We start from the raw sequence: 14,607 nt of genomic DNA, 5'->3' as shown, positions 1-14,607 counted from the left end.
GACCAATGACCAATAAATCACCCGCAGCGGGAGACCTGTAATGGCTGGAGACTGGATCAAGATGCGAGCTGATTTGCACACGCATCCGAAAGTCGTCCGCATCGCGTCCGCATTGGATGCGGACAGGTTGCGCGTCGTTGGCGCACTGCATGCGACATGGTGTCTGTTTGATGCTCATTCTGTAGATGGTGAGCTTGATGGATACACGTCAAAAACCCTTAACGACATGATCGGATTTGATGGGTTTTCGCAGGCAATGATTGCTGTCGGCTGGCTTGAAGAAAATGGCACATGTCTATGTATGCCAAGGTTTTCAGAGCACAACGGGCAGTCAGCAAAACGACGGGCACAAGAAGCTGACAGAAAGCGAAATGCGCGCAAATCGTCCGCATCTGATGCGGACAAAAAGCGGACCAGAGAAGAGAAGAGAAGAGAAGATATAAACCCAGAGAGAGATACACGTGAGGAAACTGAAAAGGCTTCAGGAGCTTGTCCAGAACTGGATAGTTTTACTCCGATTGGAAAATTTCAGATTACCACCGACTGGTTGCCTGGAACTGATTTCTCACGCCAGGCCGCACTTTGGGGAATAAATCTTGGTGACGAGCCTGGATACACCGCCGAAGAGCTCCAGCAGTTCCGTGACTACTGGAGCTGCGAAGGGAAGGTTAAACACCAGCAGCAGTGGGAACAAACTTTCGCACAAAGCTTGAGAACTTCGCGTTCACGCCAGCAGACCTCTGCTTCGCGCAAGCCATCCGCATTAGGGATATCTCAACCTGATACAACGATCCCGCCAGGGTTCAGGGGGTAACCGTGAAATCAACGATAGACCTGTTTAGTCGTCTACAGAAACTTATGCCACCTGGTGTTCAGCCGAGATTCAACAACGCCGCTGAATTGATGGAATGGCAGCGAACCGAGGGCATGAAGCGTGCTGAGGAAGTCGAAAAAGAGAACCGACTGACCCGTTCCCAAAAAATTCTCGGGCGCTCCGGGATCTGTGATCTTCACCGGAATTGTACTTTTGCCAGTTACCAGGTCGGTAATGATGGTCAGAAACAGGCGCTTTCTCTCGCCAAAAGCTATGCGCATAACTTCGGTAGTGGCTTTGCCAGCTTCGTGTTCAGTGGCGGATGCGGTACCGGGAAAAATCACCTCGCGGCGGCGGTAGGAAACTACTTGCTGCAGCAAGGGCACAGCGTTCTGGTGGTAACAGTTCCTGACCTGATGCTACGAATTCGTGAGTGCTATGACGGGGGCAAGTCAGAGGCTGCGTTGCTGGATGATTTATGCCGTGTTGACCTTCTGGTGCTCGATGAGGTCGGTGTACAGCGGGAGACTCGCGGAGAGTGGGTTTTACTAAACCAGATTATAGATCGCCGCTTGGCGGCACTGAAACCAGTGGGGGTGCTTACAAACCTGAATCACCAGGAATTAACAAAAACTCTCGGCGAGCGAGTAATGGATCGCCTGACGATGGATGGCGGTATATGGGTGAATTTCACCTGGGGTAGTTACCGAAAGAATGTGACCCATTTACGGGTTGTGAAGTAACAACAGCGAGTTTTGACCAATGACCAATGAACGTATTAATCAGATAGACCAGGTGGCGGTAGTTGTACGCCATACGCCGGGCTGTGTGCTGCAGGATATTTGCGAGGCGCTGGATATTACTTCCAGCTCTGCAGGAAACCTTCTGCGCAAGCTGGCAACCAGCGGGCGTGTTATCCGGAATCACAATGGTACGCAATATACCTACACCGTGGCGCCGGGCGCCAATATCCCCGATGTGGTGTTGCCGTACATGCTGGAAAAGCAGGATCCGGAACAGCTACAGAACGCCGAGCGCATTGCTAAAGAGCTGGAGTCGCGAGGACTTTGGCGCCGGGCCGCAACAGTTTACACCGATATCCTAAGCCTTGCGGCTAATTCCCTTGAGGTACAGCGTATTGTACAGCGTCGTGAAGAATGCTTGAGGAAGGGAAGGATTGCGTAAAATAGCTTTGTTAAAACGATGATGGTTGGGGTGAAAGGAATAACGAAGCGCAGAAAAACTGCGCTTCGTTATTTGTCAGAAATTATAATTATAGTTCAGACTTGTATTTAAATCACTGCCACCACCTACACGACTCCTCTCCCATGACAGGTCAGCATGCAAAGAATGTTGCTTGTTAAAAGAGATATTCAGGTAAGGTCTAGCACTTAATCTAGTCTTTGTTGCGTCAACATCATTGTTGATATATGAACCAAGATATTTATTCGATGCAGAATAGCTATCCTGCTTGTAGTTCAGATTTTGCTCAATAGATGTTTTTAAACCCATTATTACTGAATCATTTATTATGTAGCTGGTTTTTAACCCTGCATGGATGGTAGTTGTGTTTAAGTCAACTTTCCCATACTCCAGAGGGAAGTCGAGATCAGCACTTTCTTTATACCCTGAACTTTTAATTGAAGTATAGTTAACACCACTGAGAATACTCAGATCATAGTTTTTAGACTCAAGAAGCACGTACTTTCCAGAAAGTCCAAGTGCGAAGGATTCCATACGGGAAGTGCCTTTCCCATTCTCGATGTTACTGAATCCCTTCCGGGTAACTTCATACTTGTCATTACCATATGCAGCAGAAAGTCTTAAGCTAAAATCATCGGAAGGGCTGTATACAGCAAAAACGCCTACCGTAGGTTTTCTGTTTTGCAGGTCATATCCATACTTATTCTGTTCATTAATGTTGCTGTCAATTGAGATGCCAGCTCTGAATTTTGGGGTGGGTTTATACGCAAATGTTGCCCACGCCCCTGTTGAGTCAGTATGTCCGACATTATTGAAGTATGAACCCACACCAACACAATAATTACCAAACTCAGATGAGCAGTCTCTGTCCATTAAATCACGCAGCTGATATTGCTTAAGTGATAAAAGGGTATTTAAATTTTTAGCGTTTTTCTCTATAGAGTTGAACGTATTATCGATATCGACCAGTTTTGATGGCGTGACGTCAGGCGCAGGCGCAGGCGGAACTGGCTCAGGCGCAGGCGGAACTGGCTCAGGCGCAGGCGGAACTGGCTCAGGCGCAGGCGGAACTGGCTCAGGCGCAGGCGGAACTGGCTCAGGCACAGGCGGAACTGGCTCAGGCGCAGGCGGAACTGGCTCAGGCACAGGCGGAACTGGCTCAGGCACAGGCGGAACTGGCTCAGGTGCAGGCGGAACTGGCTCAGGTGCAGGCGGATCCGGAATTAATGGGGGTACTGTATCCGTGCTTTCCACAACAGGAGGGGGGAGCGGCTCAAAATAGTCATTGGCCTTGAGCCTGACTAGAAATGAGTGTTTATTACCAGAGTCTGTATCTGACTGCCCACCAACGATAAAACCGTCGACACTCCGAGTAATAGATGTTGCTGTAGACCATCCGCCACCATCACTTTTAAGACTTCCAAGAGTTACAGGCTTGGAGAAGTCTTTTGTTTCAAAATCAGCAATCCTATCCTTAACCCCAATTCTATAAGTGAAGAAGGCCTGGTTTTCTGTTGTTTTATCATTTGCACTTTCACCAACAATGACTTCTGCATCTGGTGAAATAGCAAGAGCAGTAGATGATCCTGTATTATTGATCTTGGCAGTGCCAAGATCAATCATGTGCCACTTATAAGAATTACCTGAATCATCCATTCCATTAGGGTTAGAAGACATAGAGTTCTCTTTAATTGTTGCTTGTAACAAAGAAACAAAGGCACTCTTTCCTCCTCTGATGTTATCAGAAGCACCAACGATTGCACTCGAACCATCAGTTCCTCTGGCTTCAGACCATCCTGAGGAACCTATAAGAGATCCAAGACTGTATGCATGATAGAACTCATTTTTATCTTTTATCTTGTAAGCAATAAAAGCTTGCTCCTTTGAGTCTTTCTCCATCAAGTGATTCATTCCCCCTACCAAAAATTCATTACTACCTCCGAACACTAACTTCCCAACGCCGTAAGCAGTTGAACTTCTCTCCCCAGTGAACCCGCCAAACCCTGCTACCTCTTGAGGAGCCTGATAACTACCGTCATCATTTCTGAAAGAATAAAATGCATGATTGATATAGTCACCTAAGTGCTCGACTCCTTGTCTAGAAAATCCGCTACCTACTATTAAATTTCCAGAGCTCGATACAGCATAAGGATTGACTCCTGGCCCCCCTGAGGTCAATGACCCGAGGGGAGTCATTTTTCCATATGAACCATCGGCGTTACGTAAGGAGACATAACCTGTTTTGAGGCGGGAATTGTCATGATCACTTGAACCAACAATTGTCGTACCGTCATTACTAATAGCTGAAACATTTGATTCACCACTATTATCGCTACGTAAAGTGCCTAAATCCTGTTTGTGAAGAGTGCCATCACTACCTAGGTAAATAACAGAAGCTCGTTTGTTTAGGTTGCCAGCAATAATTAAATTGTTAGGGCTGCTCCAGTAGTTTGGATATGCTAATCCCGTTATGGCTGAAGAGTCACCATCTAACAACCAAGGGGATGAGACATCCTCAATAGATACTAATATGTGACTTGTGGAATAGTTTTTGTTGTTTTCAGTGGTGTTTTGTTTTGCTATTGATTGGTTACTCAGCACAGCACCTATCAATAATGTAAGAAGTTTTTTTTCCATTTTGTTGAAAATCCAGTGATTTTGGTTTTATAGAAGACGTTATGTTTTATTAAGGAGTTGAGGTTTTCTTTTGGTAAAGATTGATGATATGATGAATTATCTGAATAAAATAATGGTATGATGCATAACTCGCGAGTATCATCAGGTATTTGGATTCAAGCCATCACTAAGGAATCCTATATCTATTATCAAGTATTCCATCTTATCATCCAGTTCATCTTCATTAATATCTGTGATAAGTGGGAGTAACTCACCAAATGAGCCATCTGAGTTGCGTATTATAACTACATGCTCAAGATTAATATTGCCATGACGTTTTTTACCAATAATTACTCGCTGGTTTTTACTAATGGCAGTAACAACTAAAGTTATTTTTTCCATTTCGCTGGGTAAAGTCATGTTCTAATAATATTGTCCTTTATGGGGTTTCTATAAGCAAATTACCCGAAGAGGTTGTAGCCTCTAGAGGTACCATTTTCCCATAAGTACCATCTGGGTTACGGTTGACCATGAATGGTATATAATCGTTACGATTACCATCATGCTGGCTTAGGCCAATGATTGTGTTCATGTCTTCACTAATAGCTGTTACTAATGATTTTCCGCTATCATCCTTTCGCAAAGACCCTAGTACTTGGATGATTATTGATGACTTTCCTTTTCCTTTATACAATATTAGTGCTTGACCATCAGCCCGAGTTGCGAGAAAACCTCCGTTCGTGGAAGAAACAAATTCCCTAATTTTTGCCACAAATACCTTATCTGCACCTGTTTCTTTGGCTGTGTTTTCTTCCTTCTGAGGTGATAGCAATGGCTTCTCACTTATGGATATTAACTGTTTGTTTTCGCAATGACTATTGTTACGTAGGTTTGCATCTTCTGTGATATTTTTTGCAAATGAATAATTGCTTAACGTGATGCCAATTAATGTTATAAAAACCTTATGGTTCATTTATTAAAAATCCTTTTATTGGGAGTGGTAGTAAACTGAAATTATTGAGCCTATTCTCCATCTATAGACTGCAATGGATTCAGTTTGATGATATTATCGGTACGTAATAAGAACACTCGACATAATCTTCACAAACAACTTCTTTCTTGTTAAATTTAAATAACTCTATATCAGGGCCATCTCGTCTTACCAGGTTTGCTTCTGTAAGTTTTAATCTGTATATGTAATCAGGAAGGCGTTGGTATGCTTCCCAGTCGCCACAAAACATAAACTTTGCAAATACACCGCCACTAATTATCTTTCTTCTTTCAATTTGTTGAGTATTCCCGAAATTGAATCTCACTCCTGTAAATGTGACAACATGGACCATATTGGTATTGTTATTTGTTTTTTTATACTCTGATGCAACATATACGCTCTGTTTTTTTTCTTTGATTTTTTTTAAGATGTTTTTCCCCCGAGGCTGTTGGCGATTAGTAGCTTTATATGGCAACGCTTCGACATGAGATGTTTCAAAACCCTCAAGAATAATATCTAGCAGGTTGACAACTTCTGCTTTGGAAATAAATCCATTGAAGCTTTCTGTTGCTTTAACTGGTGGCAATAACTGGGAAGTATCCCAGTACTCTCTTTTTCTATACTCTCCAGGAGTTACTCCAAAAGCTTTTTTAAACTCTCGACAGAGAGATTGCTGGGAGCTAAATCCAAGCTCTAGCGCAATTTGACACCCACTTTGCGATGTAAGTTTAAACAAGTTTGCTGCCATACACAGCTTCCTTTGCTTAATATACTGTCCTGGAGATATGTCTAAATAACGACGAAATATGTCATGAATAAAACGACGAGAATATCCGGTAAATTGAGTCAGGTCATCGATCGTGATATTCGATACGATTCTCTCCTCAATCCATTCCAACATTTCGGATAGCGTCTTTTTACTCATTGCTTAGTGGCCTTGCTGATTTAATAAATAGTAATGGCTGTATATTACCTTGAGTTTTTTATAATTTCTTACCCTTTTAGGCATAAAAATATAAAAATTGGCCCTTTTTACTAAAAATACCTGCTTATCATTGGGTTTTTAAACACTGTTACTGATGATAACTAACCTGTTGATGAGCATAATCTTTGGGTAGTCGAGAAGTTAAAACTCGAAAGACCTAGTTTTCTAATCATTTCAGATAGGTGTGGTTAGCAAATGGGGTCATTAAACAGATTGCAATCAGTTAGTGGAGAAGGAATAATGCTGTTTTTATATACAGTATTATTGTTCTTGGGAGGTTCATGAAGGCGGTACTATCTATAGTTCATAAAGGGTACTTTCTTGTAGAAATTGATGCCTATTTGGATAAAAAAGTGCCTGAGATGTCTTATGTGCTGAATCCAGATGCTAGCCTCATGAGATCCGCGTTGTAGGGAGCAGTCTAACCGCTGTCTGTATAGATAAACGATAAGAATGCCGTTGAATAGAACCTTCTGGATACCTGTGAAATGGCAAATAGCTGGTTGCTTTAAATCGTCAATGCAACCATGTGAATCGGGTTTTAAAAGGGGATTTGAAGTGGATAAAAAAGAACAAAAATTGACGAAAGGTTATGCAGTCATCAGATGCCACGATGGGGTTATCGTCGCCAGACTGAGTTCATTTCCTGAAAGCGACCGTGCTTTGATGTACCGACGGGGTGATGAAGCTTCGTTTGTGCCGTTGCAGGATGATGAGATTGTAGGTACGCCAACTCTCTTCACACAGATGCTTGAAAAGGCTGGTTACCGGGTTACCATGAATTCTGTTACACTCCCCTCGTAGGCCTGAACAACCTACACCTGCTGCGCCACGGAGAGAAACCATGGCGCGAACACGAAAAAGTAAAAACGAAACACTTCTGGTCGGCAGCTTGCAACAGAGCGCTGGCCCGTTGTCGTATCCCAAAGACAGACAACCACTATCATCCCGCCAGCGTGAAACGTTAAGCCTCCTTGAGCGCTTTATCGGTCAGCATGGCTACCCTCCAACGGTGCAGGAGCTGGCAGATCTGCTCGGCATCTCATCGCCCAATGCCGTATCTGAGCATCTTCGAGCTTTGCAACGGAAAAAGTACATAACCCTTACCCCTGGTGCCTCGCGAGGCATATCCATCAATAACAGATGCGAACCCGCGCAGGCGATGTTAACGCTCAGAGAGCTGGTGGATGACATACCGGGGCAAAACAGCGCGCACTGGCTTTCCTTGGAATGACAGAGGAACAGCGATGAAACGAAGCTGGTTCCTGCATGAAAGACTCACAACTGAACAGGCCGAAGAGCTGCTGGAACGTTATCGAGAGAAGAACGTCCGGACAGAGAAAAGCCTTGATGCCGACTTTATCCACTGGACGGTGAGCGCTTACCTCCCGGAGTACAGGAAAGCACCGCGGCAGGATAAGCGGTGGCAGCAACGTTGTTGGGGGCAGGCATGACGGTCTACAGCATCACGCCGTTGGGTAAACCACGCCAGACTCGGGCTGATAAGTGGAAAAAGCGTCCGGGGGTCCTTAGGTATAGGGCGTTTTGCGATGAAGTCCGGCTGCATAAAATCACGCTGCCGGCCAGTGGTTACCACGTCATTTTTGTACTTCCTATGCCGCAGAGCTGGAGCAAGAAAAAGCGCGCTGAATATGACGGGAAACCGCACCAGAGCAAGCCCGACAAAGACAATCTGGAAAAGGCATTGTTGGATGCTATTTTCGGTGAGGATAGCCATATCTGGGACGGGCGTGTGTCGAAAGTCTGGGGACAGACCGGGCAGATCATCATCCGGGAGGCATGCCCGTGCGCTTACTCCTGAGACCAGAAATCGCAAGGCAGATGGGGGTTGTTCTGCTGAAGCCCGGCAACGGGCTTATGAGTGTTTTTGCTCAGGGACGGGTGCTGGTGGAAGAAGCTCCGTCAAACATGGCGCACTTACCATCCGGACGTATTCCTGATGCCCGACAGCCGCTGGCCACCGATAGCACGTTGAATAAATTCTTTACCGATGAACGTGTGATCAACGCGGCTGGTGGCATTCCCGCCCTTGAAAGCTGGCTTGAGCGTAATGTGACCAGCTGCCAGTATCCATATTCTGACTATCACCACAAAGAGCTGGTGACCATGCGTCATCCGCCTGGCGCGATGATGCTGTGCTGGCATTGCGAGAACCAGCTGCGTGAGCAGACCACCGCGCAACTCTCTGACATGGCCAGGCGTAATGTAGTCGACTGGATCATCGACACTGTTCTGATGCGTCTGCGATTCGATAAGGATCGTGAGCTATCACTGGCTGAGCTTTGCTGGTGGGCGGTTTATTCCGGCATTGCTGATGCTATCACCGAGAGCATGGCAGAAAAGGCGCTGCTGTTACCCTGTGAGCCATTTAAGTCAGTTTATCGGGATAGTGACATTGTGCCATCGGTCCCGGCCACCAGCATTCTGGTTGACAGGCTGGAGGGGTACAGCATTGAAAAGGAATGGCAGGACAGCCCTCTCGAAAAAGTGGTAGTTGCTGTCACCGTTGATCCGGAGTCGCCAGCAACATTTTTTGCGCGTCCAAAGCGTATTCGCTGGGAAAACAAATCATTTCTGCAATGGGTTAAGACGCAACCTTGCGTGTGCTGCGGACAGCTCTCTGATGATCCCCATCACCTCATCGGCTGGGGGCAGGGTGGCATGGGGACCAAAGCCCACGACATTTTCACCCTCCCACTGTGTCGGAAACACCATGACCAGTTACACCGAGATCCGGTCAAGTTTGAAAAGAGTTCGGTCCGCAACCGGTATTAATCATTCAAGTGCTGGACCGGGCCTTTGCGCTTGGCGTGCTGGCATAAGGAGAGAGCAATGACACCACGTCAAAAAAGAATCCAACGTTCTGCCATGGAAAAGGCCGCTGCGGCACCTCGCAAAAGTTATCTGGGAAGGTTTACACCGTTGACCAGTATTCAGTCTGGCTGGATCAAATCGTTGCTTACTGTTTGGGGGGACGGAGTTCGAGGTGAAACAACGCCTAAAGTGCCGAGAAGCCATGCTTGTTGGAAGATGCTTAAAGGTATGCACTGGTCAGACAAGGCCCTGGAGAAATTTACTGTCGCCATTGAGCAGGCGCGCAAGGAAGGTTTCAGAGGGCAGCAGGCATTGAACCGGGCACACGCTATTCTCTGGCCGAAGGCTCCCGTCAGCCTAATCGACGCAGCAATGCATGATGATGATGTAGATTTTGTTGAGCAGTGCGTGCTGGATGCTTTTACCTCAGATGACCCGGTATATGTAATTGGGATGAATTACTACACCACGAGAAAACAGATATCTGTTCTGACGCGTGACCTGCAGCAGATAGCGCCCTGGCTGACGCCGCAAAAGGCAAGAGAAAGGGTGAAATGGTGCCTGGAGATATTCAGGGCGAAGGTGTTTTTATCTGCACATAAAGCGATTGATGATTGTAAATGAACAAAAAATGCTGTTTTCCGTCTTTACTATTGAAATCTACCCAAAAAATCAGATAATCCGTTCATGCTTGGCAGAGCTGCGCCACTCGGCAGCGACAAAAAGCGACAATCTAATATATTCGAGAGCCCCGCCAGTGCGGGGTTTTTGCTTTCCGGCGATACGACAGGGGTATTCGCGAAGATGCATTGCATCAGTACCCCTGTCATATCGCCGTATTGTATTTTTGAGCGTCAACCAACCTTGCCACGCAAAAATGAGCTGACCTAAAAGTCCTTTGGGTTTGCATGGTTAGTTTCGGTTATGTATTATTCGCTCCTTGGCCCTTTAGCTCAGTTGGTTAGAGCGGCGACTCATAATCCCCCGGTCGCTGGTTCAAGTCCAGCAAGGGCCAGCAACCGCCACTAGCTCATCAGGAAGAGCGGCAACCACAGTGTTGTAGTACGAGGTTCGAGGCCCCGGTGGCGGACCAATGCCGACTTAGCTCAGTAGGTAGAGCAACTGACTTGTAATCAGTAGGTCACCAGTTCGATTCCGGTAGTCGGCACCATACACTCATCACGACCCTTGTTTTTTGTGAATTGCATACGTTCACCGTATTTTCTACTATGAGCAGGTGGTGAATCCTGCCTATGCGGCAGGGCGTTTAAATCAGTTCTCGATCAGATCGTGCAGCGCGGATTATGTTGATTTGCATAAACCACTGGGAGGCACCCGGCACCACACGCCAATTGCGGTCATCGTATAATGGCTATTACCTCAGCCTTCCAAGCTGATGATGCGGGTTCGATTCCCGCTGACCGCTCCAGATGCCCACAAAACCACTTAACACTGAATTAAGTTTTTCTAAACCCATTTAAATCTCACCTGCCTATACTCATTCAAATGATGAATGAGAGGTATCTATGAGAGAAGGGTATTACTGGATTCAGTACAACGGCGGAAGGCAGATTGCTTACTACGTCCCGGAGGTTATCCATGATTTGGATTCCGGTAAAACTATCATCGGTGCCTGGTACGTCACGCGAGGTGATGATCTCTGCAACAATGGTGAGGTTGAGGTGATAAGCGGGCCCCTACAAGAGCCACTGTAATAACTAAACCATAGTATTGACATTACTGCTGTAATGCCTTGGTTTCCTTTCCCTTGGCATCGTCATTGCAGGCACGTATTACCCATGGATATGATGGAGCTACGATGAGTCCTACCTATGTGGCAGGTCGTTTTCGGGTGAATAACCTGACCGCAGTGAGAATACGGCCTTGAAAGCGATGTTATATTTATCTGAGACGGTGTTTTGTTAATAGTCTGTTCTGGAATCTGAACCTATCCCCGAAAGCGGGGATGATTATTAATTTTAAGTGTTTGGTTTACTGTTGGACTGAAAAAGGGTACTGCAGGAAGGGCAGATAAGATTTAACCCTTTTTGTACGCGTGAAAAACTATGCTCGGACAGATTAGAACACTTAGGGCAGGTGCATTTAACCAAGTAATTCTGGCGAGTTTTAACGGCTTTACGAACTGACATTACGGACTCCTGATGATGTTAGCGTGCTGAAACTAAGAGAGGTAGACGTTAGCCGCGGTAGGACCTCTGAGACCATTGATGCGACAGAACTCTACTCGGATACCGGGGATTAGTGTTTTTGATTCATTGGGACTAACGGCTGAAACGTGGACCAGGACGTCCTTTCTGCCATCGGATGGGGTGATAAAACCTTTTCCGCTTTTTCTGTCAAACGATTTGACAATACCTGTCATTTTACGGGACAAACAATTTCCTTCATGGTGATAACGGGGCCATACTATACGTATGAATGACAATAAAGCCAGATTTATTAATTTTTAGCGGCAGAGGCTGCCAGACGGCTAAAATAATTGTTGCTTAATTATTTTAGCCATGCGTTAATGGCTTCCTAGGTTTGAAAAACAGACCACATACAAAGTAGTTTACTAAAGCAGTCCTCATCACCAGGCGTTATTTCGAATATTCCTCCTTTTGAGCCTCTCCATTAAGTACTAAGTATTTTCTGTAACGCAGACCATATTGCCATTGCGGCTCAAATTAAGGAATTATGATATGTTTAATAAAATGACTGGTTTAGTAAAATGGTTTAACGCTGATAAAGGCTTTGGTTTTATCTCCCCAACAGATGGCAGCAAAGATGTATTTGTGCACTTTTCTGCTATTCAGAGCGATAACTTCCGGACCCTGTTTGAAGGTCAGAAAGTCCAGTTCTCTATTGAGAGCGGTCCTAAAGGCCCGGCAGCGGGAAACGTTGTTGTAGCTGAGTAAATTATACTGACCTCTGTCCATTTGCGATAACGATGACGGTTTTCCTGAGTAGCCAGATTGACAGAAGTGAGTGATACGGATTGCCAGTACTGGGTTACTTTACTGGGATGATGTTCAACACAGTAGGCCAGCATGTTTTCTCATATCCCCCAGGGAAAAGTATGTTGGCTTTTGTGGTAAGGTGCATGATTGCTGCACGAAGTAGTTCAGAGCAGAGGCTAATCCTGCTCGGAAAAATAAAGTGCGTAAGAGGTCAGGCGGACTTAGAAAGTACCTAACATTCAGATATATAAAACCTGCTATTGGCGGGTTTTGTCGTATCTGGGGAGGGGTATTTTCGCAACCTTTCATGTCTCAGTCCAACAGGAAAGATTTTCGTTGGCTAAATCTGTCTATGGAAAAGTCTAAGCATAGAAAAGGGATTTGATATCGGACTTGATGAGAAACAGGCAGAAGGAATTATCATTAAGCTCGATAGAGTTGTCAGGGATGAGTTAAAACGAACTTCGTTAATTTCCACCATAAATAAAATCCTTCGTAAAAAGACCCTATAAGGGTCTTTTTTTATGACTTTAACAACGCCATCCGAGCTTTCGGAGGTGAGGCTATGACCAGAATGAGCACTATTTACAGCAGACTCTCATATGGAACGGGCACAACGTTGACGGGGTGCGGACTTTCAGCCAAGGCGTATGCCGACACAACAAAAGAGGCATCGTGGATGTTGGCCGACAAAATAGCAGGGCTCAGTCTGAGTGACTGGGCGATTATTGTCGGTATTGCCTGCACCGTCATCACCTGCGCAGTGAACTGGTATTACCGTCGCAAGGAGAGGGAGGACAGGCTGAATGGCAATGTCTACGGGACAGAGAAGTAAGCTCAGCGCCGCAGTGATTGGCCTAATTCTCGCTGGTGCTTCCGCTCCGGTTATTCTCGATCAGTTTCTGGACGAGAAGGAAGGTAATAGCCATAAGGCTTACCAGGATGGAGGAGGGACCTGGACCATTTGCCGTGGAGCCACGCTGGTGGACGGAAAACCGGTGGTTCAGGGCATGAAGCTGACGCAGGCCAAATGCGACCAGGTGAATGCTATTGAGCGCGACAAAGCGCTGGCGTGGGTAGACCGCAATATCAAAGTGCCACTAACTGAACCACAGAAAGCGGGGATTGCGTCATTTTGCCCCTATAACATCGGCCCGGGTAAATGCTTTCCTTCAACGTTCTACAAGCGCATGAATACCGGTGACACAAAGGGAGCATGTGAGGCCATTCGCTGGTGGATAAAAGACGGCGGGAAAGACTGCCGTATTCGTTCCAATAACTGTTACGGGCAAGTGTCACGACGTGACCAGGAAAGCGCGCTGACGTGCTGGGGGATAGACCAGTGATCGGTAAAACAAAAGCGGTCGCGGTCGGTATCACTGCCGGTGTTATCGCCTTATTGTGCGTGCAGCTGGCTTTCAGCCGCGCTGACCTTGCTGCTTCTGAAAGCGATAATCAAATCCTGCGTAGCAATAACGCGCTACAGGGAGAGGTTATCGCTACCCAGGCATTCAACTTTAATCTGTTTAACCAGGTATCCGATCACACCAGACAGCTTAACTCGCTCATTGATGTAGGTACGGACAGGACTGTGATCGAATACAGAGAGATTCTTCGCCGTGAAAAAACATGTGATCTGCCTGTTCCTGCTGATGTCGCTGGTGGGCTGCTCGAATACGCGTACCGTTTACGTTCCCGCGAAATGCCCCCCGATACCAACAGACCTGACAAAACCGATGATCGTTCCATTCCCGCCACAGGGCTGACTTACTGCCAGGCAGTTCTCTGGATAAAGCCGTTGCTGGGGGAGTTAGAGAAAGGGAATAATCAATTGGCGGGAATCCGCAAGATTGAACAGAGAAAGAAATAAATAGTCTGTTTGTAAACTATTTTTAGGCACTAAGATGACTCATCCTTGAGTCAAAATACCCAGTGTTTCTCAGGGGTTAAAGCGATTAAAGGTCATGTGCAGCATTGCATGGAAAACAAAAATTGCTCGCTACTATTTTTAAAGTTTTCAATGTCAAAATGTAACCTAACAATAAACTCGACTGAGGTGTAGTTAATGCTTGCTTAGTATGGTTAATCATGCGTTAATGAGTTGTCGGTTTGGCACTGAATTTATCCTAAGCAATTCTCATCTCTTGTATCTTTTGATCTCCTCTTGGGTATTCTCTTTAATCTGATAAGTTTTTGTTTCAGA

Annotated in this window: 19 protein-coding genes, 3 tRNA genes and 1 pseudogene; 17 read left to right on the top strand and 6 right to left on the bottom strand. The window is 45.9% G+C overall.

Annotation, left to right across the window (positions count from 1 at the left end; translation table 11 throughout):
- The first annotated feature begins 40 nt into the window (after window positions 1-40).
- From C7387_RS08390 to C7387_RS08380, 3 genes are read left to right on the top strand one after another with little or no spacing between them, the layout of a single operon-like run.
- The gene (locus C7387_RS08390; RefSeq protein ID WP_120816499.1) at window positions 41-814 is read left to right on the top strand and encodes a DnaT-like ssDNA-binding domain-containing protein; all 774 of its coding nucleotides are present in this window, start codon (window positions 41-43) and stop codon (window positions 812-814) included.
- Window positions 815-816: 2 nt separating this feature from the next.
- Complete coding sequence (locus C7387_RS08385; RefSeq protein ID WP_120816498.1) at window positions 817-1,557, top strand: ATP-binding protein; 741 nt, start codon at window positions 817-819, stop codon at window positions 1,555-1,557.
- A 19-nt stretch (window positions 1,558-1,576) separates the two neighbouring features.
- Window positions 1,577-1,999 (top strand): PerC family transcriptional regulator, encoded by a 423-nt coding sequence (locus tag C7387_RS08380; RefSeq protein WP_120816497.1) that lies wholly within the window; start codon window positions 1,577-1,579, stop codon window positions 1,997-1,999.
- A 75-nt stretch (window positions 2,000-2,074) separates the two neighbouring features.
- Here the strand turns inward: C7387_RS08380 and C7387_RS23055 are convergent, their stop codons facing one another.
- The 4 genes from C7387_RS23055 to C7387_RS08360 form a co-directional block, all read right to left on the bottom strand.
- Window positions 2,075-4,654, bottom strand: coding sequence for a hypothetical protein (locus tag C7387_RS23055; protein WP_211326891.1), 2,580 nt, complete (start codon window positions 4,652-4,654; stop codon window positions 2,075-2,077).
- A 141-nt stretch (window positions 4,655-4,795) separates the two neighbouring features.
- A complete protein-coding gene (locus tag C7387_RS08370; protein WP_134436737.1) occupies window positions 4,796-5,053 on the bottom strand; it encodes a hypothetical protein in 258 nt (85 codons plus the stop codon).
- Between the two features lie 19 nt (window positions 5,054-5,072).
- Window positions 5,073-5,606: a hypothetical protein gene (locus tag C7387_RS08365; protein ID WP_120816495.1), complete on the bottom strand. Its 534-nt coding sequence runs from the start codon at window positions 5,604-5,606 to the stop codon at window positions 5,073-5,075.
- Between the two features lie 79 nt (window positions 5,607-5,685).
- On the bottom strand, window positions 5,686-6,549 hold the full coding sequence (locus C7387_RS08360; protein WP_120816494.1) for a helix-turn-helix domain-containing protein: 864 nt from the start codon (window positions 6,547-6,549) through the stop codon (window positions 5,686-5,688).
- Window positions 6,550-7,167: 618 nt separating this feature from the next.
- Between C7387_RS08360 and C7387_RS08355 the strand changes: the two genes are divergently transcribed.
- The 10 genes and pseudogenes from C7387_RS08355 (at window position 7,168) to C7387_RS08310 (ending at window position 11,159) form a co-directional block, all read left to right on the top strand.
- Window positions 7,168-7,413: a hypothetical protein gene (locus C7387_RS08355; RefSeq protein ID WP_120816493.1), complete on the top strand. Its 246-nt coding sequence runs from the start codon at window positions 7,168-7,170 to the stop codon at window positions 7,411-7,413.
- A gap of 40 nt (window positions 7,414-7,453) precedes the next feature.
- Window positions 7,454-7,843 (top strand): LexA family protein, encoded by a 390-nt coding sequence (locus C7387_RS08350; RefSeq protein ID WP_120816492.1) that lies wholly within the window; start codon window positions 7,454-7,456, stop codon window positions 7,841-7,843.
- Window positions 7,844-7,856: 13 nt separating this feature from the next.
- On the top strand, window positions 7,857-8,063 hold the full coding sequence (locus tag C7387_RS08345; RefSeq protein WP_120816491.1) for a hypothetical protein: 207 nt from the start codon (window positions 7,857-7,859) through the stop codon (window positions 8,061-8,063).
- Complete coding sequence (locus tag C7387_RS08340) at window positions 8,060-8,431, top strand: RusA family crossover junction endodeoxyribonuclease (protein WP_120816490.1); 372 nt, start codon at window positions 8,060-8,062, stop codon at window positions 8,429-8,431. The genes C7387_RS08345 and C7387_RS08340 overlap by 4 nt, the downstream gene beginning before the upstream one ends.
- Window positions 8,416-9,452 (top strand): annotated as a pseudogene (locus tag C7387_RS08335) (DUF968 domain-containing protein). Before C7387_RS08340 ends, C7387_RS08335 begins: the two are co-directional and overlap by 16 nt.
- A gap of 10 nt (window positions 9,453-9,462) precedes the next feature.
- Window positions 9,463-10,068 (top strand): hypothetical protein, encoded by a 606-nt coding sequence (locus C7387_RS08330; protein WP_120816489.1) that lies wholly within the window; start codon window positions 9,463-9,465, stop codon window positions 10,066-10,068.
- A gap of 318 nt (window positions 10,069-10,386) precedes the next feature.
- Window positions 10,387-10,459 (top strand) — tRNA-Ile (locus C7387_RS08325).
- An 80-nt stretch (window positions 10,460-10,539) separates the two neighbouring features.
- A tRNA-Thr gene (locus C7387_RS08320) sits at window positions 10,540-10,615 on the top strand.
- Window positions 10,616-10,798: 183 nt separating this feature from the next.
- Window positions 10,799-10,873: transfer RNA gene (locus tag C7387_RS08315), tRNA-Gly, on the top strand.
- A 97-nt stretch (window positions 10,874-10,970) separates the two neighbouring features.
- Window positions 10,971-11,159, top strand: coding sequence for a hypothetical protein (locus C7387_RS08310; protein ID WP_120816488.1), 189 nt, complete (start codon window positions 10,971-10,973; stop codon window positions 11,157-11,159).
- A 264-nt stretch (window positions 11,160-11,423) separates the two neighbouring features.
- Here C7387_RS08310 and C7387_RS23145 read toward each other — a convergent pair whose 3' ends face one another.
- Together C7387_RS23145 and cspH are read right to left on the bottom strand one after the other, a co-directional pair.
- Window positions 11,424-11,594, bottom strand: a complete 171-nt coding sequence (locus C7387_RS23145; protein ID WP_217283991.1) for a YnfU family zinc-binding protein — start codon at window positions 11,592-11,594, stop codon at window positions 11,424-11,426.
- Between the two features lie 32 nt (window positions 11,595-11,626).
- Window positions 11,627-11,839: a cold shock-like protein CspH gene (cspH, locus tag C7387_RS08305; protein WP_072009054.1), complete on the bottom strand. Its 213-nt coding sequence runs from the start codon at window positions 11,837-11,839 to the stop codon at window positions 11,627-11,629.
- Window positions 11,840-12,146: 307 nt separating this feature from the next.
- Between cspH and cspE the strand changes: the two genes are divergently transcribed.
- The 4 genes from cspE (at window position 12,147) to C7387_RS08285 (ending at window position 14,274) form a co-directional block, all read left to right on the top strand.
- Window positions 12,147-12,362 (top strand): transcription antiterminator/RNA stability regulator CspE, encoded by a 216-nt coding sequence (gene cspE / locus C7387_RS08300; RefSeq protein ID WP_120816487.1) that lies wholly within the window; start codon window positions 12,147-12,149, stop codon window positions 12,360-12,362.
- Between the two features lie 607 nt (window positions 12,363-12,969).
- Window positions 12,970-13,239 (top strand): phage holin, encoded by a 270-nt coding sequence (locus C7387_RS08295; RefSeq protein ID WP_120816486.1) that lies wholly within the window; start codon window positions 12,970-12,972, stop codon window positions 13,237-13,239.
- Window positions 13,211-13,750 (top strand): lysozyme, encoded by a 540-nt coding sequence (locus C7387_RS08290; protein WP_120816485.1) that lies wholly within the window; start codon window positions 13,211-13,213, stop codon window positions 13,748-13,750. The genes C7387_RS08295 and C7387_RS08290 overlap by 29 nt, the downstream gene beginning before the upstream one ends.
- The gene (locus C7387_RS08285; RefSeq protein WP_244922356.1) at window positions 13,747-14,274 is read left to right on the top strand and encodes a hypothetical protein; all 528 of its coding nucleotides are present in this window, start codon (window positions 13,747-13,749) and stop codon (window positions 14,272-14,274) included. The genes C7387_RS08290 and C7387_RS08285 overlap by 4 nt, the downstream gene beginning before the upstream one ends.
- Window positions 14,275-14,607 lie beyond the last annotated feature (333 nt).

Origin of the sequence: Yokenella regensburgei, assembly GCF_003634235.1 — a bacterium.
Classification (GTDB): Bacteria; Pseudomonadota; Gammaproteobacteria; order Enterobacterales; family Enterobacteriaceae; genus Yokenella; species Yokenella regensburgei.
Note: the sequence above shows the minus strand (reverse complement) of the source record. Positions and strands in the feature narration are given on the sequence as shown.